The sequence below is a fragment of the Leifsonia sp. 2TAF2 genome, assembly GCF_052115085.1.
Taxonomy (GTDB): domain Bacteria; phylum Actinomycetota; class Actinomycetes; order Actinomycetales; family Microbacteriaceae; genus Leifsonia.
On the sequence record NZ_JBFRFY010000002.1, the window covers coordinates 14,270 to 32,500 of the forward strand.

Consider the following 18,231-nt stretch of genomic DNA (forward strand, 5'->3'; position numbering starts at 1 on the left):
CGATTCCTGGGGTTTCGTCGGCTCGAATCGTTTCGATCGAAACGATTCGACTAAGCTATCACACGTGAACGAAGCCAGCCCAGCCCCGACAGCCACCCGGCCCACCCTCGCCGCGGTCGCCCGCCTGGCCGGTGTCTCGAACTCCACGGCGTCCCTCGCCTTCTCCGGCACGGGCCCCGTCTCCGAGGCGACGCGCGAGCGGGTGCTCGACGCCGCCAAGCAACTCAACTACGCCGGCCCCGACCCCCGGGCGCGCTCGTTGCGCCGCGGGCGCTCGGGCATCGTCGGCGTGGTGATGGAGGAGCGCGTGCGCGACGCCTTCCGCGATCCGATCAAGATCGCCCTGCTCGACGGCATCACCGAAGAGATCGGCGCGATCGACGCGGGCCTCCTGATCCTGACCGACGCGGGGGAGGCGGCCCAGCGCATCGAGGACGCGCCGATGGATGCGGTGGTGCTGATCGGCTGCAGCCCCCGGCTCGACGAGTCGGTCGCTACGCTGCGGCAGCGCGGCATCCCGCTCGTCGCGATCGAAGGCGACCCCGCAGACGGCGTCCCGACCATCGGCCAGGACAACCGCGAGGCGACCCGGATCGCCGCTCAGCACCTCTACGACCTCGGGCACCGTGACGTCGCGGTCGTGACGCTGTCGCTGACCCGGGACCGAGCGCGGGGTCCGCTGACCCCCGACCGCCTCGCAGCGGGCAGCTCGACGACCGCGCTCGACCGGCTCGCCGGCGCCCACGACGTCTTCCCGAAGGCGTCCGGCTGGGTGACCCGCGGATCCTTCGTCGAGGAGGGCCGGATCGCCGGGCGCGCGCTGCTCGAGGACGCCAGAGCCCGGCCGACAGCGGTCATCGCACAGAGCGACCTGCTCGCGGCCGGTGTCATCCGTGCCGCAGAAGAACTGGGGCTCGAAGTGCCGTCGGATGTGAGCGTGGTCGGCTTCGACGGCGTGCGTGTCGACGGCCTCTGGCCCTACGACCTCACCACCCTCGTGCAGCCCGCCGTCGACAAGGGGCGCGCCGCCGGGCGCGCGGTCGTCGAGATGCTGGAGGGCGGTGAGCCGCATCCCGCGACGTTCACGAGCGTCTTCCACCAGGGCAACACCACCGCGGCGCCCCGGGTCGGCTAACCGCCGGTCCGTTGGCCGCCGGCCGCCGGTCGTAGGCTGGCGGCATGGATCTCGAAGCGCTGTACCGCGACCTGCACTCCCACCCCGAGCTCGCCTTCACCGAGCACCGCACCGCCGGCATCGTCGCCGAGCGGCTGACGGACCTGGGCGTCGACGAGGTGCACACCGGCATCGCCACCACCGGTGTGGTCGGCGTCCTCCGCAACGGCGACGGGCCGACGGTGCTCCTGCGAGCCGACATGGATGCGCTGCCCGTCCGCGAACAGACCGGCCTGCCGTGGGCCTCCACCCAGACGGTGACGGACGAAGCCGGCAACGCCATCCCGCTGATGCACGCGTGCGGCCACGACATCCACATCACCTGCCTCCTCGGCGCCGTCGAGTCGCTGGCCGCCTCCCGGAGCGACTGGGCGGGCACCCTGGTCGCCCTCTTCCAGCCCGCGGAGGAGCACGGCGGCGGCGCTCAGGTCATGGTTGATGACGATCTGTATGAGAAGGTGCCGGTTCCGGATGTGGTGCTCGGCCAGCACGTGCTGCCTCTTCCCGCAGGAATGGTCGGGGCGCATCCCGGCCCGGCCATGGCGGCGGTCGACACGATGGAGGTGACCCTGCACGGGCGCGGCGGTCACGGTTCGCAGCCGCACACCACGGTCGACCCCGTCGTGATGGCGGCCGCGACCGTCATGCGCCTGCAGACCGTCGTCGCGCGCGAGATCGCGCCGCACGACACGGCCGTCGTCACGGTGGGCACGCTGCACGCGGGCACGAAGAACAACATCATCGCGGCCGAGGCGACCCTCGGCATCAGCGTGCGGAGCTTCAACGAGGAGGTCCGCCAGCGCGTGCTCGAGGGGGTTGATCGCGTGATCGAGGCGGAGTCGCAGGCCTCGGGGGCGCCCCAGGCGCCCGACCGCGAGTGGGGCGAGCGCTACCCGGTCACGGTCAACGAGCCGGAGGCCGCCGAACGGGTCAACGCCGCGTTCGCGGCCGAGTTCGGCGCTGACAACGTGTTCGACCCGGGCGCCCTGTCGGGCAGCGAAGACGTCGGTAACCTGGCGACGGCCGCGGGTGCTCCGCTCGTGTACTGGATGCTCGGCGGAGCCGACCCGGAGGCGGTGCGCCGCGCGGTGGAGGCGGGAACGGTCGACACCGACATCCCGACGAACCACTCGCCGTACTTCGCGCCGCTGCCGCAGCCGACGATCGACACCGGTGTGCGGGCGCTCGTCGTCGCTGCACGGGAGTGGCTGGCGTAACGCTCAGAGGGTCGCGCCAGCGCGCATCCACGTGCGGCCACGTGCGCGCAGGCCGAGCGTGACCGCCCGGGCGCCCAGGTAGCCGAATGCGAACGCGGCGGTCAGCGCGGCGAGTCCGCCAAGGTCGTGGCCGCCCCAGGCGACCACGGCCAGAGCGAGCGGGACGAACACCGCCACGTTGACCAGGCCGGTAAGGGCCAGGTAGCGGGCGTCGCCGGCGCCGATCAGCACGCCATCGAGCACGAAGACGTAACCACCCAAGGGGGCGCCGACGCCGATGATCGCCAGGGGCAGCGGAAGCAGAGCGGCGACGGACGGATCGTTGGTGAACACGCCGGCGGCCACCGGGCTGAGCGCGACGGTCACCAGCCCGAGCACGACCCCGGCGCCGAGTCCCCACTGGACGCACCGGCGCAGCACGGCGCGCACATCCTCCACGTCTCCCGAACCGAGGCCCTTGCCGATCAGCGCCTGCGCGGCGATCGCCAGGGCGTCGAGGGCGAAGGCGAGCGTCGCGAACACCGTCATCGTGACCTGAAAGGCCGCGAGTTCGTCCGGCCCTAGTCGCGTCGCGGCGAACACGGCGAGCAACATCGCCGCGCGCAGGCTGGCCGTCCGCAGCAGTAGCCAGCCGCCGGAACGGGCCGAGCGCCCGATCCCGGCGTGGTGGGGGAGCAGCGACGCGCCCACCCGCCGGGCATGCCGGGCAACGATGACGGCGTACACCAGGACCATCCCCCACTGAGCGGCGACCGTGCCGATCGCCGAGCCTGCGATACCCAGGTGGGCCACGTAGATGAAGAGGTAGTTGAGCACGATGTTCACGGCGAAGCCGGCGACAGCCACCGCCAGAGGGGTTCGCGTGTCCTGAAGGCCTCGCAGGAGTCCGGTCGTGGCGAAGACGAGGAGCATCGCCGGGAGCCCGAGCATCGACAGCGAGAGGTACTGCGTGGCCTGCTCCGTCACCCCAGGAGAGGCACCGAACAGGCTGACCAGGAACGGCGAGGCCGCCCATCCCGCAGCCGCCAGCACGATGCCGAGAACGAGGGCGAGCCAGCAGCCGTCCACGCCCGCGGCGACGGCACCTCGCTCGTCGCCCGCCCCGAGGCGCCTGGCCACCGCCGGCGTTGTGCTGTACGCGAGGAACACCATCAGCCCGACGATGGTCTGCAGCACCGCGCTCGCGATCCCCAGCCCGGCGAGTGGCTCCACCCCCAGGTGACCGACCATCGCCGAGTCGGCGAGCAGGAAGATCGGCTCGGCCACGAGCGCGCCGAGTGCGGGGACGGCCAGCCGCAGGATCTCGCGATCGACCGGGCGGTTCAGGATGGTGCTCACGACCATCCACGCTAGCCCGGGCCGCCGACGTCGTGTCCTCCCCCCGATGTCGGTGGCCGAACGTACGGTTGAGGCATGAGCCAGCTGATGCCCGAGCCCCTCGCGACGTGGACGTGGCGGCTCGAGCGCGTGCGCAACGGCCGCACGGTGCTCACCCGGGCGCAGGCGGCCACCGCTCGCACCGATCTGGTGAACGATCGTGCGGCGCATCCCACCGAGTACGCGGGCTACGACGAGGAGTACGCGATCGCGCTCGACGAGCTCGACGTGCTGTCGCGGCAGGCGAACCGTCACGACGACCTGCTGTCCGTGATGGCCGCCGACCGCCGCCGGGCGGAGCGGGAGGCCACCGACGGTGGTTCGCCGCTGCCGGGAGGGGCGGCGCGCGGTCGGGTATCGCTCGCGTCGGAGCACGATCGGGTCCCGAAGGGGCTGCCGGAGCCGCTGGACCAGTGGGTTCACCGGCTCATCCGGTATCGCGCCGGGGTCAAGATCATCGCGCCTCTCGAGGCGTCCCAGGCCGAGATCCGCCTTCGCAACGAGGCCGACCTCCAGCCGGCCGTCTATCGCACGGGCTTCGCCGCGGCCTACTACAACCGTGTCATCCGGGAACTCGGCGAGATCGCCACCGCCGAGAGACCAGGCCGACGCGACGCTTCGAGGGCGCGCGGGCTCGGCGAATTGCTGGTCTGACACTGCGGCCTGCCGAGAGCCCTGGCCTGAAATCCGTTTCGAGGCCGGTGGGCCATTACGATCGAGCCAGACGCGTCCGGGATGCGGCGGGTCGGGCGAAGACAGGGGGCGGACCGTGGGTCCGAATGAGGCGGCAGAACTGCTGGGGGTGTCGCCGTCGGCGACGCGCGACGAGGTGCAGCATGCGTACGACGCACGGCTCGCCGATGCCGGCGTGGACGACCAGCGTCGGGATGCCCTGACGGCGGCTCGGGATGCGCTGCTCGCAGCATCCGCGTGGCAGGCGCCGGGCGCGCCGGTCGGCCAGCAGGTGCCGCAGCCGCCTACGCAGGTGCCGCCGCAGCCCTACGCCCAGCCGACGGTCCCGCCTCCCGGTTACGCGCAGCAGCAGCCGTATCCACCCGCAGGTGCCGCACCAGGAGCACCCAACTCCGGCCCGTGGTATCCGCCCGCACCTCCCCGCCGCGGCCTGTCGACCGGGGCGATCGTAGGCATCACACTCGGCAGTGTCGCTGTCGCGCTCGTGGTGCTGCTGATCGCGGTCATCTCGATCGTGTCGATCGCGCACAGCACCAGCCGGCTCGCCGCAGGCGAGAGCAGTTCGAGCGCTGCACCTTTCGACGATCCGTCCGACCAGCCCTCCGACCAGCCTTCGGACCGTCCGTCGGAGGGCAGCGACGGCGGCACCGTCGACGACTACGACGTCGACGGGGTGCACGTGCACTACGTCGACGGCTGGACGTTCGAGCTCACGTCCGACAAGGCGTGCGTCGGCGCCCTGGTAACCGTTGGCTTCGCCGACACCACCGATGGCGGCACCATGGATGTGTGGAGCACCGTCGTCGATCTTCCGGCGGGGGAGTCCTACGAGCTCACCGTCCCGGACGATGCCTCCGACTATGACTACGCCGGGATCGACTCGGTCAGCTGCACTCAGACCTGACCCGACACGCGCCGAAAAACACAACTTTCACAAATTACTGAAACTGGCGTAGCATCCCGCTCATGGATGCAGTGATCGACGTCGCGGGTCTCGAGAAGAGATTCGGCCGCGTGCGTGCTCTCGACGGGCTCGACCTCACGGTGAGGCAAGCAGAGGTCCACGGTTTCCTCGGCCCGAACGGCGCCGGGAAGTCGACGACTATCCGGGTACTGCTGGGCCTCGCCCGGGCGGATGGCGGCCGCGCCGCGGTCTTCGGCAGCGACCCCTGGAAGGACGCCGTCGACCTCCATAGGCGCCTCGCCTACGTTCCCGGCGACGTCAGCCTCTGGCCGAACCTCTCCGGTGGGGAGGCGATCGACCTCCTGGCGCGTCTGCGCGGGGGCACCGCCGATCGTGCCGCGTACGCCGCTCGCAAAAAGCGCCTGCTCGACGTCTTCCAGCTCGACCCGACGAAGAAGGGCCGGGCGTACTCGAAGGGGAACCGGCAGAAGGTCGCGCTCGTCGCCGCGTTCGCCACCCCGGCCGACCTGTACATCCTCGACGAGCCGACAAGCGGACTCGACCCGCTGATGGAGGCGGTCTTCGACTCCGAGGTCCAGCGCGTGGCCGCCGAGGGGGCGACCGTGCTGCTGTCGAGCCACATCCTGTCCGAGGTGGAGCAGCTGTGCGACCGCGTCAGCATCATCCGCGCCGGCCGGACGGTCGAGACCGGAACGCTAGACGAACTCCGGCACCTGACGCGCACCGAGGTCGCCTTCAGCGCCGACGGCTTCGGGGATGAGGCGCTGTCGCAGCTGCTCGGCGCCCACGATCTCCGCGTGCAGAACGGCCGGGTGCGCTTCACCGCCGACAGCGACGCGCTCCCGTCGTTGCTTGCGGTCCTGTCACGACTTCAGGTGCGGGGGCTGACCGTGGCGCCGCCATCGCTCGAGGAGCTGTTCCTGCGGCACTACGGCGACGACGTCGCAGCGGCGGACCCGGCCGAGGTGGCGCGATGAGCACGACGACGGCACGCGTGGAGCCGTCCCCAGCTCGCGAGGCCATTCTGAACGCCCGTCCGGGCGTGATCCTTCGCGCGCTGCTCCGGCAGCGTCTCCGGCGCGACCGCTGGCAGCTGCTGATCTGGCTCGTGTGCATCCCGCTCCTCGCTTCGTTCTCGGCAGCGAGCATCGACCAGACGTACGGCAGCGCGGCCGCGCGCGCACAATTGATGCGGCTGGCGATCGCGGACCCGACCATCCTGGTGCTCCGGGGCCTGCCGCAGGGGACGAGCCTCGCGGCCGTCACGTTCTTCGAGATCTTCACCTTCCTCGCGCTGCTTGCCGGACTGATGAACACGTTCCTCGCCGTGCGCCACTCGAGGGCCGAGGAGGAGTCGGGACGCGCAGAGCTGATCGCCTCGTCGCCAGCGGGCCGCCTGCTCCCGACGGCGGCGACCGTCATCCACGCGACGCTGGCGAACGTGGCGCTGGCGGTCCTCACCGCGCTGGGCTTCGCCTCCGCAGGGCTGCCGCTCTACGGCTCGTTCGTCGCAGGCGCGGCGACCGGAGGAGCCGGCCTCGCATTCTTCGCGGTGGGACTGCTGCTCGCGCAGCTGTTCAGCACGTCGCGCGCCGCCAACGGCTTCGCCTCGGCGGTCGTCGTGCTCGCGTACGTCGTCCGCGGAATCGGCGATGCGACCGGAACACCGTTCGGCGACGGCACGCACCTGCGCGCAGCCTGGCCCAGCTGGCTGAGCCCGATCGGCTGGGGCGAGCAGTTCGCGCCGTACACCGCGAACGACTGGCGCCCCCTGCTGCTCCAGGTCGGCTTCGCCGCCGTGCTCGTCGCCGCGGTGTTCGCGCTGCAGGCGGTCCGCGACTCCGGCGCGGGCGTCATCCCGGAGCGCTCCGGGCGCCCCTCAGCGCGCGCATCCCTCGCCGGCCCGTTCGGGCTCGCCTGGCGCTTGCAGTGGCCGACGGTCCTGGGCTGGACGATCGGCGGAGCCCTGGGCGGGCTGCTCGCGGGGGCACTTGCGAGCGTCGTGAACGGCACCCTCGCGAACGATTCGAGTCTCGCCGGCATCCGGCAGTCGATCGCTCGCATCGGTGCGGGCGGCTCCGGGCCGCTGACGGAACTCTTCATCTCCGCGATCTTCTCCATCGTCGGCGTGCTGGCGGCGGCGTGCGCTGTCCAGGCCGTCATCCGGCTGCGTCAGGAGGAAGCGGCCGGGACGGCGGAGCTGATGATGGCCACCCCGCTGACCCGCGTGCGTTGGCTCTTCTCGTTCGTCGCGGTCGGCGTCGTGGCCGTGGTCGCGGTGCTGCTGGCGGCGGCCGTCGCCTCGGGACTGTCGGCTGTCGCGGCGGGGGAGGACCCCTCGACCATCGGCTCCTCCTTCGCCGCCGCAACGGCCCAGCTGCCCGTCGCGTTGGTGTACCTGGGGGTGCTCACCCTGCTGTTCGTGGTGGCGCCGAGTGCGACCATCCCCGTCGGCTGGGCGGCGCTCGGGCTCGGTGCCTTCGTGGGCATCTTCGGCGGCCTGATCCGGCTTCCGGACGGCGTGCGGCATCTGTCGCCCTTCGCCGACGCCCCCGTCGTGGTCGGTCACGTCGACTGGACCGGGGGATACTGGATGCTCGGCATCACCGCCGTCGCCCTGGCCGGGGCTGCGGTGCTGATCCGCCGCCGGGATTTCGCGATCGGATAGACGGGACGATGCCCATGGCCGCAGACGAGACGGCGCTCGCCGAGGTGATGGAGCATTCCGCTGCGGTGCTCACGGCCGCAGGCTTTCCCAAGATGCCGGCCCGCGTGCTCATGGCGCTCACGGTCACGGAGTCGGCGGGACTGACGGCGGCCGAGCTGGCCGAACGCCTCGAGGTCAGCCCCGCGGCGATCTCGGGAGCCGTGCGCTACCTGCAGACGCTGGGCATCATCCGCCGCCTCTCCCAGACGGGAAGCCGGCGTGACCGGTACGAGCTCCCGAGCGACTGGTACTCCCTGATGGTGCGCAACAGCCCCATCTACGGCGTGCTCGCCGACCAGGCGGAGGCCGGGCTCGCGGCGGTCGGCGACCCCGCTTCGCCGGCGACCGAGCGTCTGCGCGACATGGCCGGCTTCTACCGTTTCATCCAGGGCCGCCTGCCGGAGATGATCGCCGAATGGGAGCTGGTGCGCACGTCGCGCGAGCGCTGACGACCCGACGCTCTGACCGTCAGAAGATGTACTCGAGCAGGTCCAGCCCGACGGCGCGCATCCCCTCGATGACAGCGAGACGCTCGGGCAGGCTCGTGTCGTCGAAGTAGGTGGACACGGCGTAGGTGACCCCGGCCCGCGGGCCGCGGAGCACACCGACCTCGCTGCGGACGCCAGAGTCGGTGCCGGTCTTGTTGACCAGCAGGATGCCGTGCTCCGGGTGCCGATGCGAGTGCGGGTCGAGGCCGAAGGCGCTGGAGACGAGCGAGAAGTCGCTGTTGAGCGACAGCCAGGAGATGACGCGCTGGCTGGTGGCCGGGTTGACGATCTCGCCGCGGGCGAGGGCGGAGAACAGCCAGGTGAGTTCGTTGGCGCTGCCGACGGACAGCTGCGGTGCGTCGTCGGGTCCGCGATGGTCGCGCACCAGGTCGAGGAGCGCAGTGCGGGTGAGGCCGAGGGATTCGGTGCGTGCGCTTACGGCCTCCAGGCCCACCCGGCGGAGCAGTACGTTCGTCGCCAGGTTGTCGCTGGTCGCGCCGACGAGGGCGGCGAGGTCGGCGACCGGCAGCGAGGGGACGTGCAGGTGCTGCCAGATCCCGGAGTCGCCGGCGACGTCGCGCGGGTCGCGGTCGAGGTGCGCGAGCGGGCTCAGCTCACCCGATTGCAGCCGGGCGGCCACTTCGACGAGCAGGAGCACTTTGCCGATGCTGGCCGTCGGCATCACGATGTGGTCGTCGACCGAGAACAGCACCGTGCCGGTCGCGAGGTCGGTCGCTCGCGCCGAGACCTGAACCCCCGACACGGCGAGCCGGCCGAGCGCGTCGAAGCCGCGGCTGAACGACTCATTCGACCCAGGAGCGCGGTGCCGCGCCCGGCGTGTAGTCGCCTGCCTGGCCCGTCGGGCGGACTCTTGAGCCTGGATCGTCACTGTGTCGCTGAGTCTTTCTTCCGAGTGCGGTGTACCGGAACTGCGGCGGCCGTCACCGGCCCCGCGGTCGATCACGCAGGGGTGCCCGCGAGGACGACAGGGTCGATGTTACCCCGTGTTCGGGGGTCACGGCGGGCCGGATTCGCCGGTGTGCGGCTCACCAGATCGTGACGCGCTCCGAGGGTGCCAGCCACAGCTCGTCGCCTTCCGCGACATCGAACGTCTCGTAGAACGCGTCGATGTTGCGGACGATCTGGTTGCAGCGGAACTCGTTCGGTGCGTGGGGGTCGATGGCCAGCAGGCGGATGACCTCCTCGTCGCGTCCCTTCTGCTGCCAGGCCTGCGCCCACGAGAGGAAGAAGCGCTCGGCGCCGCTGAGCCCATCCACGACCGGCGGCTCCCCGCCGTTCAGCGACAGCAGGTACGCCTTCCAGGCGATGCCGAGGCCGCCGAGGTCGCCGATGTTCTCGCCGATCGTGAGGGCGCCGTTGACGTGGTGGTCGGGCACCTGTGCGGGCGCGAGCGCGTTGTACTGCTCGATCAGGTTCGCTGTGCGCTTCTCGAACGCAGCGCGATCCGCCTCAGTCCACCAGTCCTCCAGGCGGCCGTCGCCGTCGAACTTGGAGCCCTGATCGTCGAATCCGTGCCCGATCTCGTGCCCGATCACGGCGCCGATCGCGCCGTAGTTGGCCGCAGCATCCCGCTCGGGGTCGAAGAACGGGAACTGCAGGATGGCCGCGGGGAACACGATCTCGTTGAATCCGGGGTTGTAGTACGCGTTGATCGTCTGCGGCGTCATGAACCACTCGTCGCGGTCGATGGGCGAGCCGATCTTGCCGAGCTCCCGGCGGAACTCGAAGAGGGCGGCCGCGCGCACGTTGCCGATGAGATCGGTCGGGTCGATCTCGAGGCTCGAGTAGTCGCGCCACTTCACCGGGAAGCCGATCTTGGGGGTGAACTTATCGAGCTTGTCGAGCGCGCGCTTGCGGGTCTCCTCGCCCATCCAGTCCAGCTTCGCGATGCTCTGCCGGTAGGCCTCGATGAGGTTCGCGACCAGGTCGTCCATCTGCTGCTTGGCCGCAGGCGGGAAGTGCTTCTCGACGTAGATGCGGCCAACGGCCTCGCCCATGGCGCCCTCGACCAGGGAGACGCCGCGCTTCCAGCGGACGCGCATCTGCGGAGTGCCGGTGAGCGTGCGGCCGTAGAAGTCGAAGTTGGCCTCCACGAAGTCCCCCGAGAGGTAGGGAGCCGCGCCGTGGATGACCTGCCAGGTCAGCCAGTCGCGCCAGGACTCGAGGCGGTCCTCGGTGAGGAGCCCGGCGAGCCCGGCGGTGAAGGAGGGCTGCCGCAGCACGACCTCGGTCAGCGTGCCGTCCGGTGCGCCGAGGGCCTGAGCCCAGACGTCGAGGTCGGGCGCCTGACCAGTTGTGGCGCCTCCGTCGAACACAGCCTTGGCGTCGGCCCAGTCGTAGAGGTTGTAGGTCTTCTCAGAGTCGCGGGAGGCGACGTTGTCCCAGTGCTTGGACGCGATCTCTGTCTCCAGGTCGAACACGCGCTGGGCGCGGGCCGGCGCGTCGTCGAAGCCGGCCAGCTCGAACATCCGCTGGATGTGGTCGACGTACGCCTCGCGCACCGGGGCGAACCCTTCCTCGCGGAAGTACGACTCGTCCGGCAGCGAGATCCCCGACTGCTCGAGGAAGACCAGATAACGCTCCGGGTCGCCCGGGTCGTTGTCGACGAACAGCTGGTAGAAGCCGCCGAGGCCGCGCCGCTCCAGCTTGCCCACCGTCTCGAGAAGGCTCGGGATGCTGTCCACGCCCGACGCGAACGTCAGTTCGTCGCGGATCGCCTCGACGCCGAGCGCGTCGATGCGCTCCTCATCCATGAAGCTCGTGAAGAGGTCGCCGAACTTGCGCTCCTCCGTGCCCTCGGCCGCGTTCTGCGCCTGCTCGACGATGTCGTGGACGGCCGCCTCGGCCTCCTCGGCCAGGATCATGAACGAGCCCCAGCGGGCCTTGTCGGCCGGAATCTCGGTGCGGTCCAACCACTTGCCGTTCACGTGCCGGAACAGGTCGTCCTGCGGGCGGGTCGTCGGGTCGAGTTCGTTGGTGTTGATGCCGGAGGAGTGGATGCCGGAGTCGAGCGTCATGCGCCCAGCCTACGGGTCAGGCCGTTGCGCGGGCCAGCGACGCGAGGCGCAGGTAGGAGAGCGCGAAGAGCGCGGCGAAGGCCAGCTCGGCGAGGATCGACACCGTGCCGGACAGGCTGCCGAAACCGGCGAAGGAGAAGCCGATGTTCACCACGGCGACGAGGCCGTATGCGGCGGCGAGCGCCCCGCTCAGGAGCGGCCGGTTCGTCATCCGCCACCAGGGTCGTGCCGCGCGCACCGGTTCGCCGGGGCCGCGGAAGAGCCGGCTGACCAGGTACCAGCCGAGCACCTGCAGGACGGTCAGGATGATGGAGCCGACCTCCGAATGGAGGGCATTGAACAGCAGGGCGAGGATGACGCTGACAGCGAGGAGGACCGCGATCACGACCGCTTTCTGGCCGGAAGTGGTGTATCGCATGGTGGTCCCCTTGGTGCTCAACATCCAGCATGTCAGGGCCTCGTCCGTGGCCGGCGAAGGCTCGCCGTGGCGCCCGGATGGGGTCGAGCGGAGGCCGGTCGGGACTTCTTAAGCTGGGCTCGTGACCATGGCACCAGCCGACAGCCAGCCCCCCGGCGACGCACCCCTCGCGGGCCTTCCGCCCGCCGGCTGGTACGGCGATCCGTACGACCAGCGGTTCCTGCGGTGGTGGAGCGGCGTCGACTGGACGCAGTACGTCTACCCGCTGCACGCACTGCAGCCGGCTCAGCCCGTGAAGCGCCCGAGGCCGCCGCGGAAGTGGATCGGGCGTTTCGGCGGCTGGATCGTCGTCGGCAGCAGTGCGTTCATCTGGCTCTGGCTGTTCGGCTTCAGCTTCTTGTTCCGAGCGCTGGCCCCGAACGCCGCGGACGACGGCCCCGCCGTGCTGTCCCCGTACCTGCTGGTGACGGGCGCGGCCACCATCGCGGTGGCGATCCTCTACACGATGGCGTACCGGCTGCGACCGGAGGACGGGCTGACCGCATCCCGGCTCGTTCTCATCGCCGGGGTGGGCGGCCTGGCCTCGACACTGGTCGCCGCCCCGCTGAACACGCTGATCGACCTGCTCGGAGGCGGCACCACCTCGCACCCGAGCGGAATCGCGCTGGTTCTGGCGGGTGTCGTCGAGGAGCTCGCCAAGATCAGTGCGGTCGTGCTGCTGGCGCTCAAGCTGCCGGTGAAGGATGCCCGGATCGGCCTCTTCGTCGGAGGGGCCGTCGGCCTCGGCTTCAGTGTGATCGAGAACCTCAGCTACCTCCAGGAGGCCTTCGCGCGCGGTCAGGAGACGGACGCCGGGTTCGGTCTGTTCGTGACGACGATGATCGGGCGGGGGCTGACCGGCCCCTTCCTGCATCCCGTCTTCTCTGCGCTGCTCGGCGCAGCCGTCTTCGGCGCGGCCCGGTCGGGACGGTTCCGGCTGACCTTCGGGGTCGTGCTCGCCTACCTGGGTGTAGCGGCCGCGCACGGCGCCTTCGACGGCGCCATCTGGCTCGGTCAGGTCCTGCCCTGGCCACCAGCTGCGAGAGGCGGGCTGCTGCTCCTCTTCGACCTGCTGTTCGTGGTCGCAAGCGGGGTGACGTGGCTGCTCATCGCCCGGCGCATCCGGTCGGCATCCGGTCAGAGCGAGGCCAGGAACGCATCCTCGGCGCCGTAGTCGAACCACCGGTCGGAGCGGGCGCGCCCGGCCAGGGACGGGAAGACCGTCTCCCAGTCCTCCTGCCGTCGCTCGGCCGCGTTCACCTCGCGCACGGCCCAGTCGATGGTCGAGGCGACCGCCTCGGCGTAGCTCACGGGTTGTCGGTAGCCGAGCTCGACGGACGCGGCGGCCATGCTGAGCAGCAATGGATGCGCGACAGTCCACGGCGTGCCGCCGACGCCGTCCACCGGCGGGCCGGGGAAGGTGACGATCTCGACCTCGTGCTCCAGGGCGGCGAACACCGTCTGCGCGATCTCGGCGACGCTCAGATCGTCGTGGTCGACCGCGTTAAGCACCCGCTTGCCGGGGTGCGCGGCGCAGAGAGCTACCAGTTCGGCGATGTTCACGGTCGACGAGGTGCTGAAGCGGTTGGTCCCTCCGTCGGACAGCACGACCTGACGGCGGCCGTCGAGCGCCCGTTTGATGAAGTACCACTCCCGCAGCGCCGGACTGAACGGACCCTGGATGGCGCCGGGTCTCAGGATGCTGACCGGTAGGTCCTCTACGCCGAGCAGCTGCCGCTCTAGGGCTGCCTTCAGTGGCGAGTACGTGCGCTCGCCGTTGTCGACGGTCGGATCGGTCTCCCGCAGCGGCACCGGGTAGGACGGGAAGTCGTCGGGGCCCGTCACCACATCCAGGTACCCGCCCTCGGTGCCGACGTAGACCGACCCGGTGGAGATGACCACCAGCGACCCGACGTCGCCGGCCAGCTGCGCCAGTTGCTCGCCGTGCCGCGGCTCGTAGGCGACGGTGTCGAGCACGAGGTCGTGGCCGCGGGCCCGCTCGAGCAGCGCGTCGGTGTCGTCACGGTCCAGCCGGATGCTCGTCACATCCAGCTCGGCCAGGGAAGCGTCGCCGGGGTGCTCACCACGGTGCGCCAGGAGGACCGACCAGCCGTCGAGCACCAGCCGGCGCGCGACGGCGGAGCCGATCTGCCCGGTGCCGCCGATGATCATGGCGGTGCGCGTCGCGTCGGTCATGCGGTCACCGTACCCCGGCCCGCTATCGGATCAGGGTCCGGGCGAGGGCGACGTACTCGCGGGCGTTCGCGTCGGGCAGGTACGCCTTGCCGAGCGCGTTCGCGATCGCGGGCAGCGCGACAGGGTCCGGGTAAGCCATGTGGATCGTCTCGTAGGTCGGGTTGAACTTGCTCTTGAACGAGAACAGCGAGGCGAAGCCGTACGCCGGCTCCAGGGTCCGGCCGAGGAAGCCGAGCAGCCGGTCCATGGTGCTGGGCTCGTCGTCATCCCCGTCGCCCGCCCCCGGCTTGGTCGCCAGCGGGGCACCGGAAAGACTCAGCACTTCGATCCCGTCGTCGCGCATGTGCTGGGCGGCGGAGGCGATGATGAACTCCATGATCCCCGGGATCGACCCGTCCGCCCGCCGCATGAAGTCGATCGTGTAGCCGACGACTGTGCCGTCGCGCCAGCTGGGAAGCCAGCTCGTGACGGCCTGCAGGCCGCCGTCCGGGTCGAAGGCGAGGTAGAGCCGGACATCCGGATCCTTGAGCTCGTCGATCCCGCCCAGCGTGAAGCCCATCTCCGGCAGCTCCTTCTCGGAGACCCACTGCTCGCTGAGGGCGATGATCTGCGTCTGGATGAGCGGCGACAGGTCATCCCAGGTCGTCCAAAGAGTAGAGATCCGCTCTTTGATCCCGCGATTGTGGGCCTGCCGCACCTTCTGCCAGGGCTTCCCGACCATGTCGAAGGACTGGGGGTGCATCAGCGTCTCCTCGCCGACGGCGATGGTAGGCCAGCCCAGCGCCGCGAAGACGGGCAGGAACGCGTCGTGGATGCTGTAGAACACCGGCACCCAGCTGTTCGCGTCGCAGAACTGCACGAACTCGGCGACAGTGCGCTCCGCGCGCTCCGGCCGGCAGACCGGATCGGACAGTGTGATCGCGATGCCGCCGATGACCCGGTAGGCGATGGCGGACTCCCCGTCTGCGCTGAACCAGTACACATTGCCGGGCCACGTGCCCATGAACCCGAGGGTGCCGCCGCCGCCCTCACGCAGCAGCGCGCGGAAGTGCTCCTCGTCCGCAACCGTCCGCCCGGTGAACGTCGCCCGGTACAACTGCAGGACGGCGGACACGAACACGGCCCAGAACAGCGGCCCGACCCACTGGTACAGGACGGTCACGAGTGGGCTCGTGGGCACGATGGGCGTTCCGAGCACCGACAGGAAGCCGGCGGGAACGAACCGGCGAAGCGTGGAGGCGAAGATGTCGCCCACGGTCGCATCCGGCACGAATTCGGTGAGCGAGGCGAGCGCCGCCACCAGGTAGGCGAGCGCCAGCAGCGCGAACGAGCAAACGACGATGATCGCGAACCGGGCGATGGCCGCGCGAGGCGAATGGATCTGGAACTGGCGCCGGGTCGCGATCAGCAGCGCGATGGAGGCGATCGGCACCAGCATCGCGGCGAACAGCCACAGCAGGAGCTCGACAGCGGGCGCGAGTGCCTCGACGCTCTGCACCTCCAGGTCGATGTCGCCACCGAGCGCGGTGAACGGCAGCACGAGCATCGCGGCGTTGACGACGATCCCGAGGAACAGCGCGAAACGGCGGCCGCGCCGCAGCCCGACGGCAGCGAGGAGCAGGAGTGCGAGCGGCAGCACCGACAGCAGCAGCGGCCCCGGCCCCTGCACCGACACCATCATCAGCTGCGTGCGGCAGTTGCTGGTGTACGAGACATCGCAGCGCGCCATGACGGCGGCGACATCCACGCTCGGACGCTCGAACAGCATCGCGACGAACGACAGCGGCCCGAACCCGCCGGGCGGGAGCAGCGCCAGCAGCGGGCCGAACGCGGTGATGGCGACGATGCCGGCGACGAGGTTGCGCGTCTCCCCGTGCGAGCTGCGATGGAGCCGACGGAGAGGCGTACGACGGAGGATCACGCCGAGAGCGAGGCCGAGCAGCGCCGCGATGAGGCGGTAGACGTTGTTCTGGTCGCCGTTGTACAAGACGAAGACGAGCACTACGGCAAAGGTGAGCAGCCGGATGCGCCTGCGCCACAGCGTGCTGGCGAAGGCGCTCGCCGTGACGAGCGTTCCGACGATCCCGATGGTCGGATCCAGCGTGACGTCGAACTCCGTGACGGTCGCCCAGATCTCCCCGAGGCCCACGGCGGCCCACTGCAGGAGCACCCCGAGTGCAATGGCGACGACTCCGGTGACCAGGAACGCGAGCACCGTGCGCGCCGTTCCGAGCAGTCGTTCCGCACCCGCCATCGCGGTCAGCGCGAGGACCAGGACCACGACCAGTTGCACCGCATCCTCGGGCACGAAGAGCGCGGTGAGGGGCGTCCACCAGCGGCCGGCGTGGATGGTCGTCGTCACGCCCGCCGCCCACACCGACCCGCTCGCGGGAGCGTTCCACAGCGTCCCGGTCGCAATCGAGGTGACGAGGACCACGACGGCCAGCGTGATGCTCGCCGGCGCGACGCGGGCGAACCGTGCGAGCGTCCGGCCGGTGTCTGCGGTGGTCATGCGGGCCTCCGTCACGGTGGGACCGGGTCCGGGTGCCTCAGATCTCCCGCAGACGCTCCGCCAGGTAACGGTCGAGTCCTTCGAGCGGGATGCGCTCCTGCTGCATCGAGTCGCGGTCGCGGACCGTCACGGCGTCGTCCTCGAGGGAGTCGAAGTCGACCGTGACCGCGAGCGGGGTGCCGATCTCGTCCTGGCGACGGTAGCGGCGACCGATCGCACCGGAGTCGTCGAAGTCGACGTTGCGGCGCTTCCGGAGCCGGTCGGCCAGCCCGCGGGCGAGCGGCGACAGGGCCTCGTTGCGCGACAGTGGGAGCACGGCCACCTTCACCGGCGCGAGCCGCGGGTCGAGGTGCAGCACGGTGCGCTTGTCGGTGCCGCCCTTGGCGTTCGGCACCTGCTCTTCGTCATACGCATCCACCAGGAACGCCATGAGAGCGCGCGTCAGACCGAAGGACGGCTCGATGACGAACGGCACGTAGCGCTCGTTCTTGTTCTGGTCGAAGTAGCTCAGGTCTTTACCGGAGTGCTCGATGTGAGTCTTGAGATCGAAGTCGGTGCGGTTCGCGACACCCATCAGCTCGCCCCACTCGCTGCCCACGAAGTCGAAGCGGTACTCGATGTCGATCGTTCGCTTCGAGTAGTGCGCCAGCGCGTCCTTCGGGTGCTCGAACCGGCGGATGTTCTGCGGGTCGATGCCGAGGTCGGTGAACCAGTCCCAGGCGAGGTCGATCCACGTGTCGAACCACTCCTCGTCCGTTCCCGGCTCGACGAAGTACTCGATCTCCATCTGCTCGAACTCGCGGGTGCGGAAGATGAAGTTCCCCGGCGTGATCTCGTTGCGGAACGCCTTGCCGATCTGGCCGATGCCGAACGGCGGCTTCTTGCGCGAGGTCTGCAGCACCGAGGCGAAGTCGGTGAAGATGCCCTGGGCGGTCTCCGGGCGCATGTAGTGCAGGCCCGACTCGTCGTCGACGACGCCGAGGTAGGTCTTCATGAGGCCCGAGAACTGCCGGATGGGCGTCCACTGGCCGACCTTGTCCGGGTGGTCGGGGTCGGGGATGTCGTCGAGACCGTTCGCCGGCGGGTGGCCGTGCTCGGCCTGGTACGCCTCGAAGAGGTGGTCGGCGCGGTACCGCTTGTGGGTGATGAGCGACTCGGTGAGCGGGTCGCTGAACACCTGGACGTGACCGGAGGCCTCCCACACGGCGGTGGGCAGGATGATGGCCGAGTCGAGGCCGACCATGTCACCACGGCCGCGCACGAACGCGTTCCACCACTCGCGCTTGATGTTCTCCTTCAGCTCCACGCCGAGGGGACCGTAATCCCACGCCGATCGCGTGCCGCCGTAGATCTCGCCGGAGGGGAAGACGAATCCACGGTGCTGAGCCAGCGTGATGACGGATTCCAGTCTCGACGGTGCGGCCATGGTGCTCCCTGTGCAGTGCGG

Annotated in this window: 15 protein-coding genes; 8 read left to right on the forward strand and 7 right to left on the reverse strand. The window is 70.2% G+C overall.

The window, feature by feature from the left end; translation table 11 throughout:
• Positions 1-64: 64 nt before the first annotated feature.
• Both AB4Z18_RS12310 and AB4Z18_RS12315 read left to right on the forward strand, forming a co-directional pair.
• Entirely contained in the window at positions 65-1,135 is a 1,071-nt protein-coding gene (locus tag AB4Z18_RS12310) for a LacI family DNA-binding transcriptional regulator (RefSeq protein WP_441783029.1), read from the forward strand.
• A gap of 44 nt (positions 1,136-1,179) precedes the next feature.
• Positions 1,180-2,391 carry an amidohydrolase gene (locus tag AB4Z18_RS12315; RefSeq protein ID WP_441783030.1) on the forward strand — a complete coding sequence of 404 codons (1,212 nt, stop codon included), beginning with the start codon at positions 1,180-1,182 and terminating at the stop codon, positions 2,389-2,391.
• 3 nt (positions 2,392-2,394) lie between these two features.
• On the opposite strand, the gene AB4Z18_RS12320 is transcribed toward AB4Z18_RS12315, so the two are convergent.
• Complete coding sequence (locus AB4Z18_RS12320) at positions 2,395-3,735, reverse strand: MATE family efflux transporter (protein ID WP_441783031.1); 1,341 nt, start codon at positions 3,733-3,735, stop codon at positions 2,395-2,397.
• 69 nt (positions 3,736-3,804) lie between these two features.
• On the opposite strand from AB4Z18_RS12320, the gene AB4Z18_RS12325 reads away from it, so the two are divergent.
• The 5 genes from AB4Z18_RS12325 to AB4Z18_RS12345 all read left to right on the forward strand — a co-directional run bounded on the left by AB4Z18_RS12325 (position 3,805) and on the right by AB4Z18_RS12345 (position 8,542).
• Entirely contained in the window at positions 3,805-4,422 is a 618-nt protein-coding gene (locus AB4Z18_RS12325; RefSeq protein ID WP_441783032.1) for a hypothetical protein, read from the forward strand.
• Positions 4,423-4,537: 115 nt separating this feature from the next.
• Positions 4,538-5,365 carry a hypothetical protein gene (locus AB4Z18_RS12330; protein ID WP_441783033.1) on the forward strand — a complete coding sequence of 276 codons (828 nt, stop codon included), beginning with the start codon at positions 4,538-4,540 and terminating at the stop codon, positions 5,363-5,365.
• 62 nt (positions 5,366-5,427) lie between these two features.
• Positions 5,428-6,363: an ABC transporter ATP-binding protein gene (locus AB4Z18_RS12335; RefSeq protein WP_441783034.1), complete on the forward strand. Its 936-nt coding sequence runs from the start codon at positions 5,428-5,430 to the stop codon at positions 6,361-6,363.
• Positions 6,360-8,054 (forward strand): ABC transporter permease, encoded by a 1,695-nt coding sequence (locus AB4Z18_RS12340; protein WP_441783035.1) that lies wholly within the window; start codon positions 6,360-6,362, stop codon positions 8,052-8,054. The genes AB4Z18_RS12335 and AB4Z18_RS12340 overlap by 4 nt, the downstream gene beginning before the upstream one ends.
• Before the next feature lie 14 nt (positions 8,055-8,068).
• Positions 8,069-8,542, forward strand: a complete 474-nt coding sequence (locus tag AB4Z18_RS12345) for a GbsR/MarR family transcriptional regulator (RefSeq protein ID WP_441783036.1) — start codon at positions 8,069-8,071, stop codon at positions 8,540-8,542.
• A gap of 19 nt (positions 8,543-8,561) precedes the next feature.
• Here the strand turns inward: AB4Z18_RS12345 and AB4Z18_RS12350 are convergent, their stop codons facing one another.
• The 3 genes from AB4Z18_RS12350 to AB4Z18_RS12360 form a co-directional block, all read right to left on the reverse strand.
• Positions 8,562-9,470 (reverse strand): serine hydrolase, encoded by a 909-nt coding sequence (locus tag AB4Z18_RS12350; protein WP_441783037.1) that lies wholly within the window; start codon positions 9,468-9,470, stop codon positions 8,562-8,564.
• 157 nt (positions 9,471-9,627) lie between these two features.
• The gene (locus AB4Z18_RS12355; RefSeq protein ID WP_441783038.1) at positions 9,628-11,619 is read right to left on the reverse strand and encodes a M13 family metallopeptidase; all 1,992 of its coding nucleotides are present in this window, start codon (positions 11,617-11,619) and stop codon (positions 9,628-9,630) included.
• Positions 11,620-11,635: 16 nt separating this feature from the next.
• On the reverse strand, positions 11,636-12,037 hold the full coding sequence (locus AB4Z18_RS12360) for a hypothetical protein (RefSeq protein WP_441783039.1): 402 nt from the start codon (positions 12,035-12,037) through the stop codon (positions 11,636-11,638).
• Positions 12,038-12,164: 127 nt separating this feature from the next.
• On the opposite strand from AB4Z18_RS12360, the gene AB4Z18_RS12365 reads away from it, so the two are divergent.
• Positions 12,165-13,250 (forward strand): PrsW family glutamic-type intramembrane protease, encoded by a 1,086-nt coding sequence (locus AB4Z18_RS12365; protein ID WP_441783997.1) that lies wholly within the window; start codon positions 12,165-12,167, stop codon positions 13,248-13,250.
• Here the strand turns inward: AB4Z18_RS12365 and AB4Z18_RS12370 are convergent.
• Genes AB4Z18_RS12370 through AB4Z18_RS12380 form a run of 3 tightly spaced genes read right to left on the reverse strand, consistent with a single transcriptional unit; the run spans position 13,214 to position 18,210 of the window.
• Positions 13,214-14,272 carry an NAD-dependent epimerase/dehydratase family protein gene (locus tag AB4Z18_RS12370; RefSeq protein WP_441783040.1) on the reverse strand — a complete coding sequence of 353 codons (1,059 nt, stop codon included), beginning with the start codon at positions 14,270-14,272 and terminating at the stop codon, positions 13,214-13,216. The genes AB4Z18_RS12365 and AB4Z18_RS12370 overlap by 37 nt on opposite strands.
• Before the next feature lie 22 nt (positions 14,273-14,294).
• Positions 14,295-16,784 (reverse strand): bifunctional lysylphosphatidylglycerol flippase/synthetase MprF, encoded by a 2,490-nt coding sequence (locus AB4Z18_RS12375; RefSeq protein WP_441783041.1) that lies wholly within the window; start codon positions 16,782-16,784, stop codon positions 14,295-14,297.
• Positions 16,785-16,821: 37 nt separating this feature from the next.
• On the reverse strand, positions 16,822-18,210 hold the full coding sequence (locus tag AB4Z18_RS12380; RefSeq protein ID WP_441783042.1) for a glycine--tRNA ligase: 1,389 nt from the start codon (positions 18,208-18,210) through the stop codon (positions 16,822-16,824).
• Between the last annotated feature and the right edge of the window lie 21 nt (positions 18,211-18,231).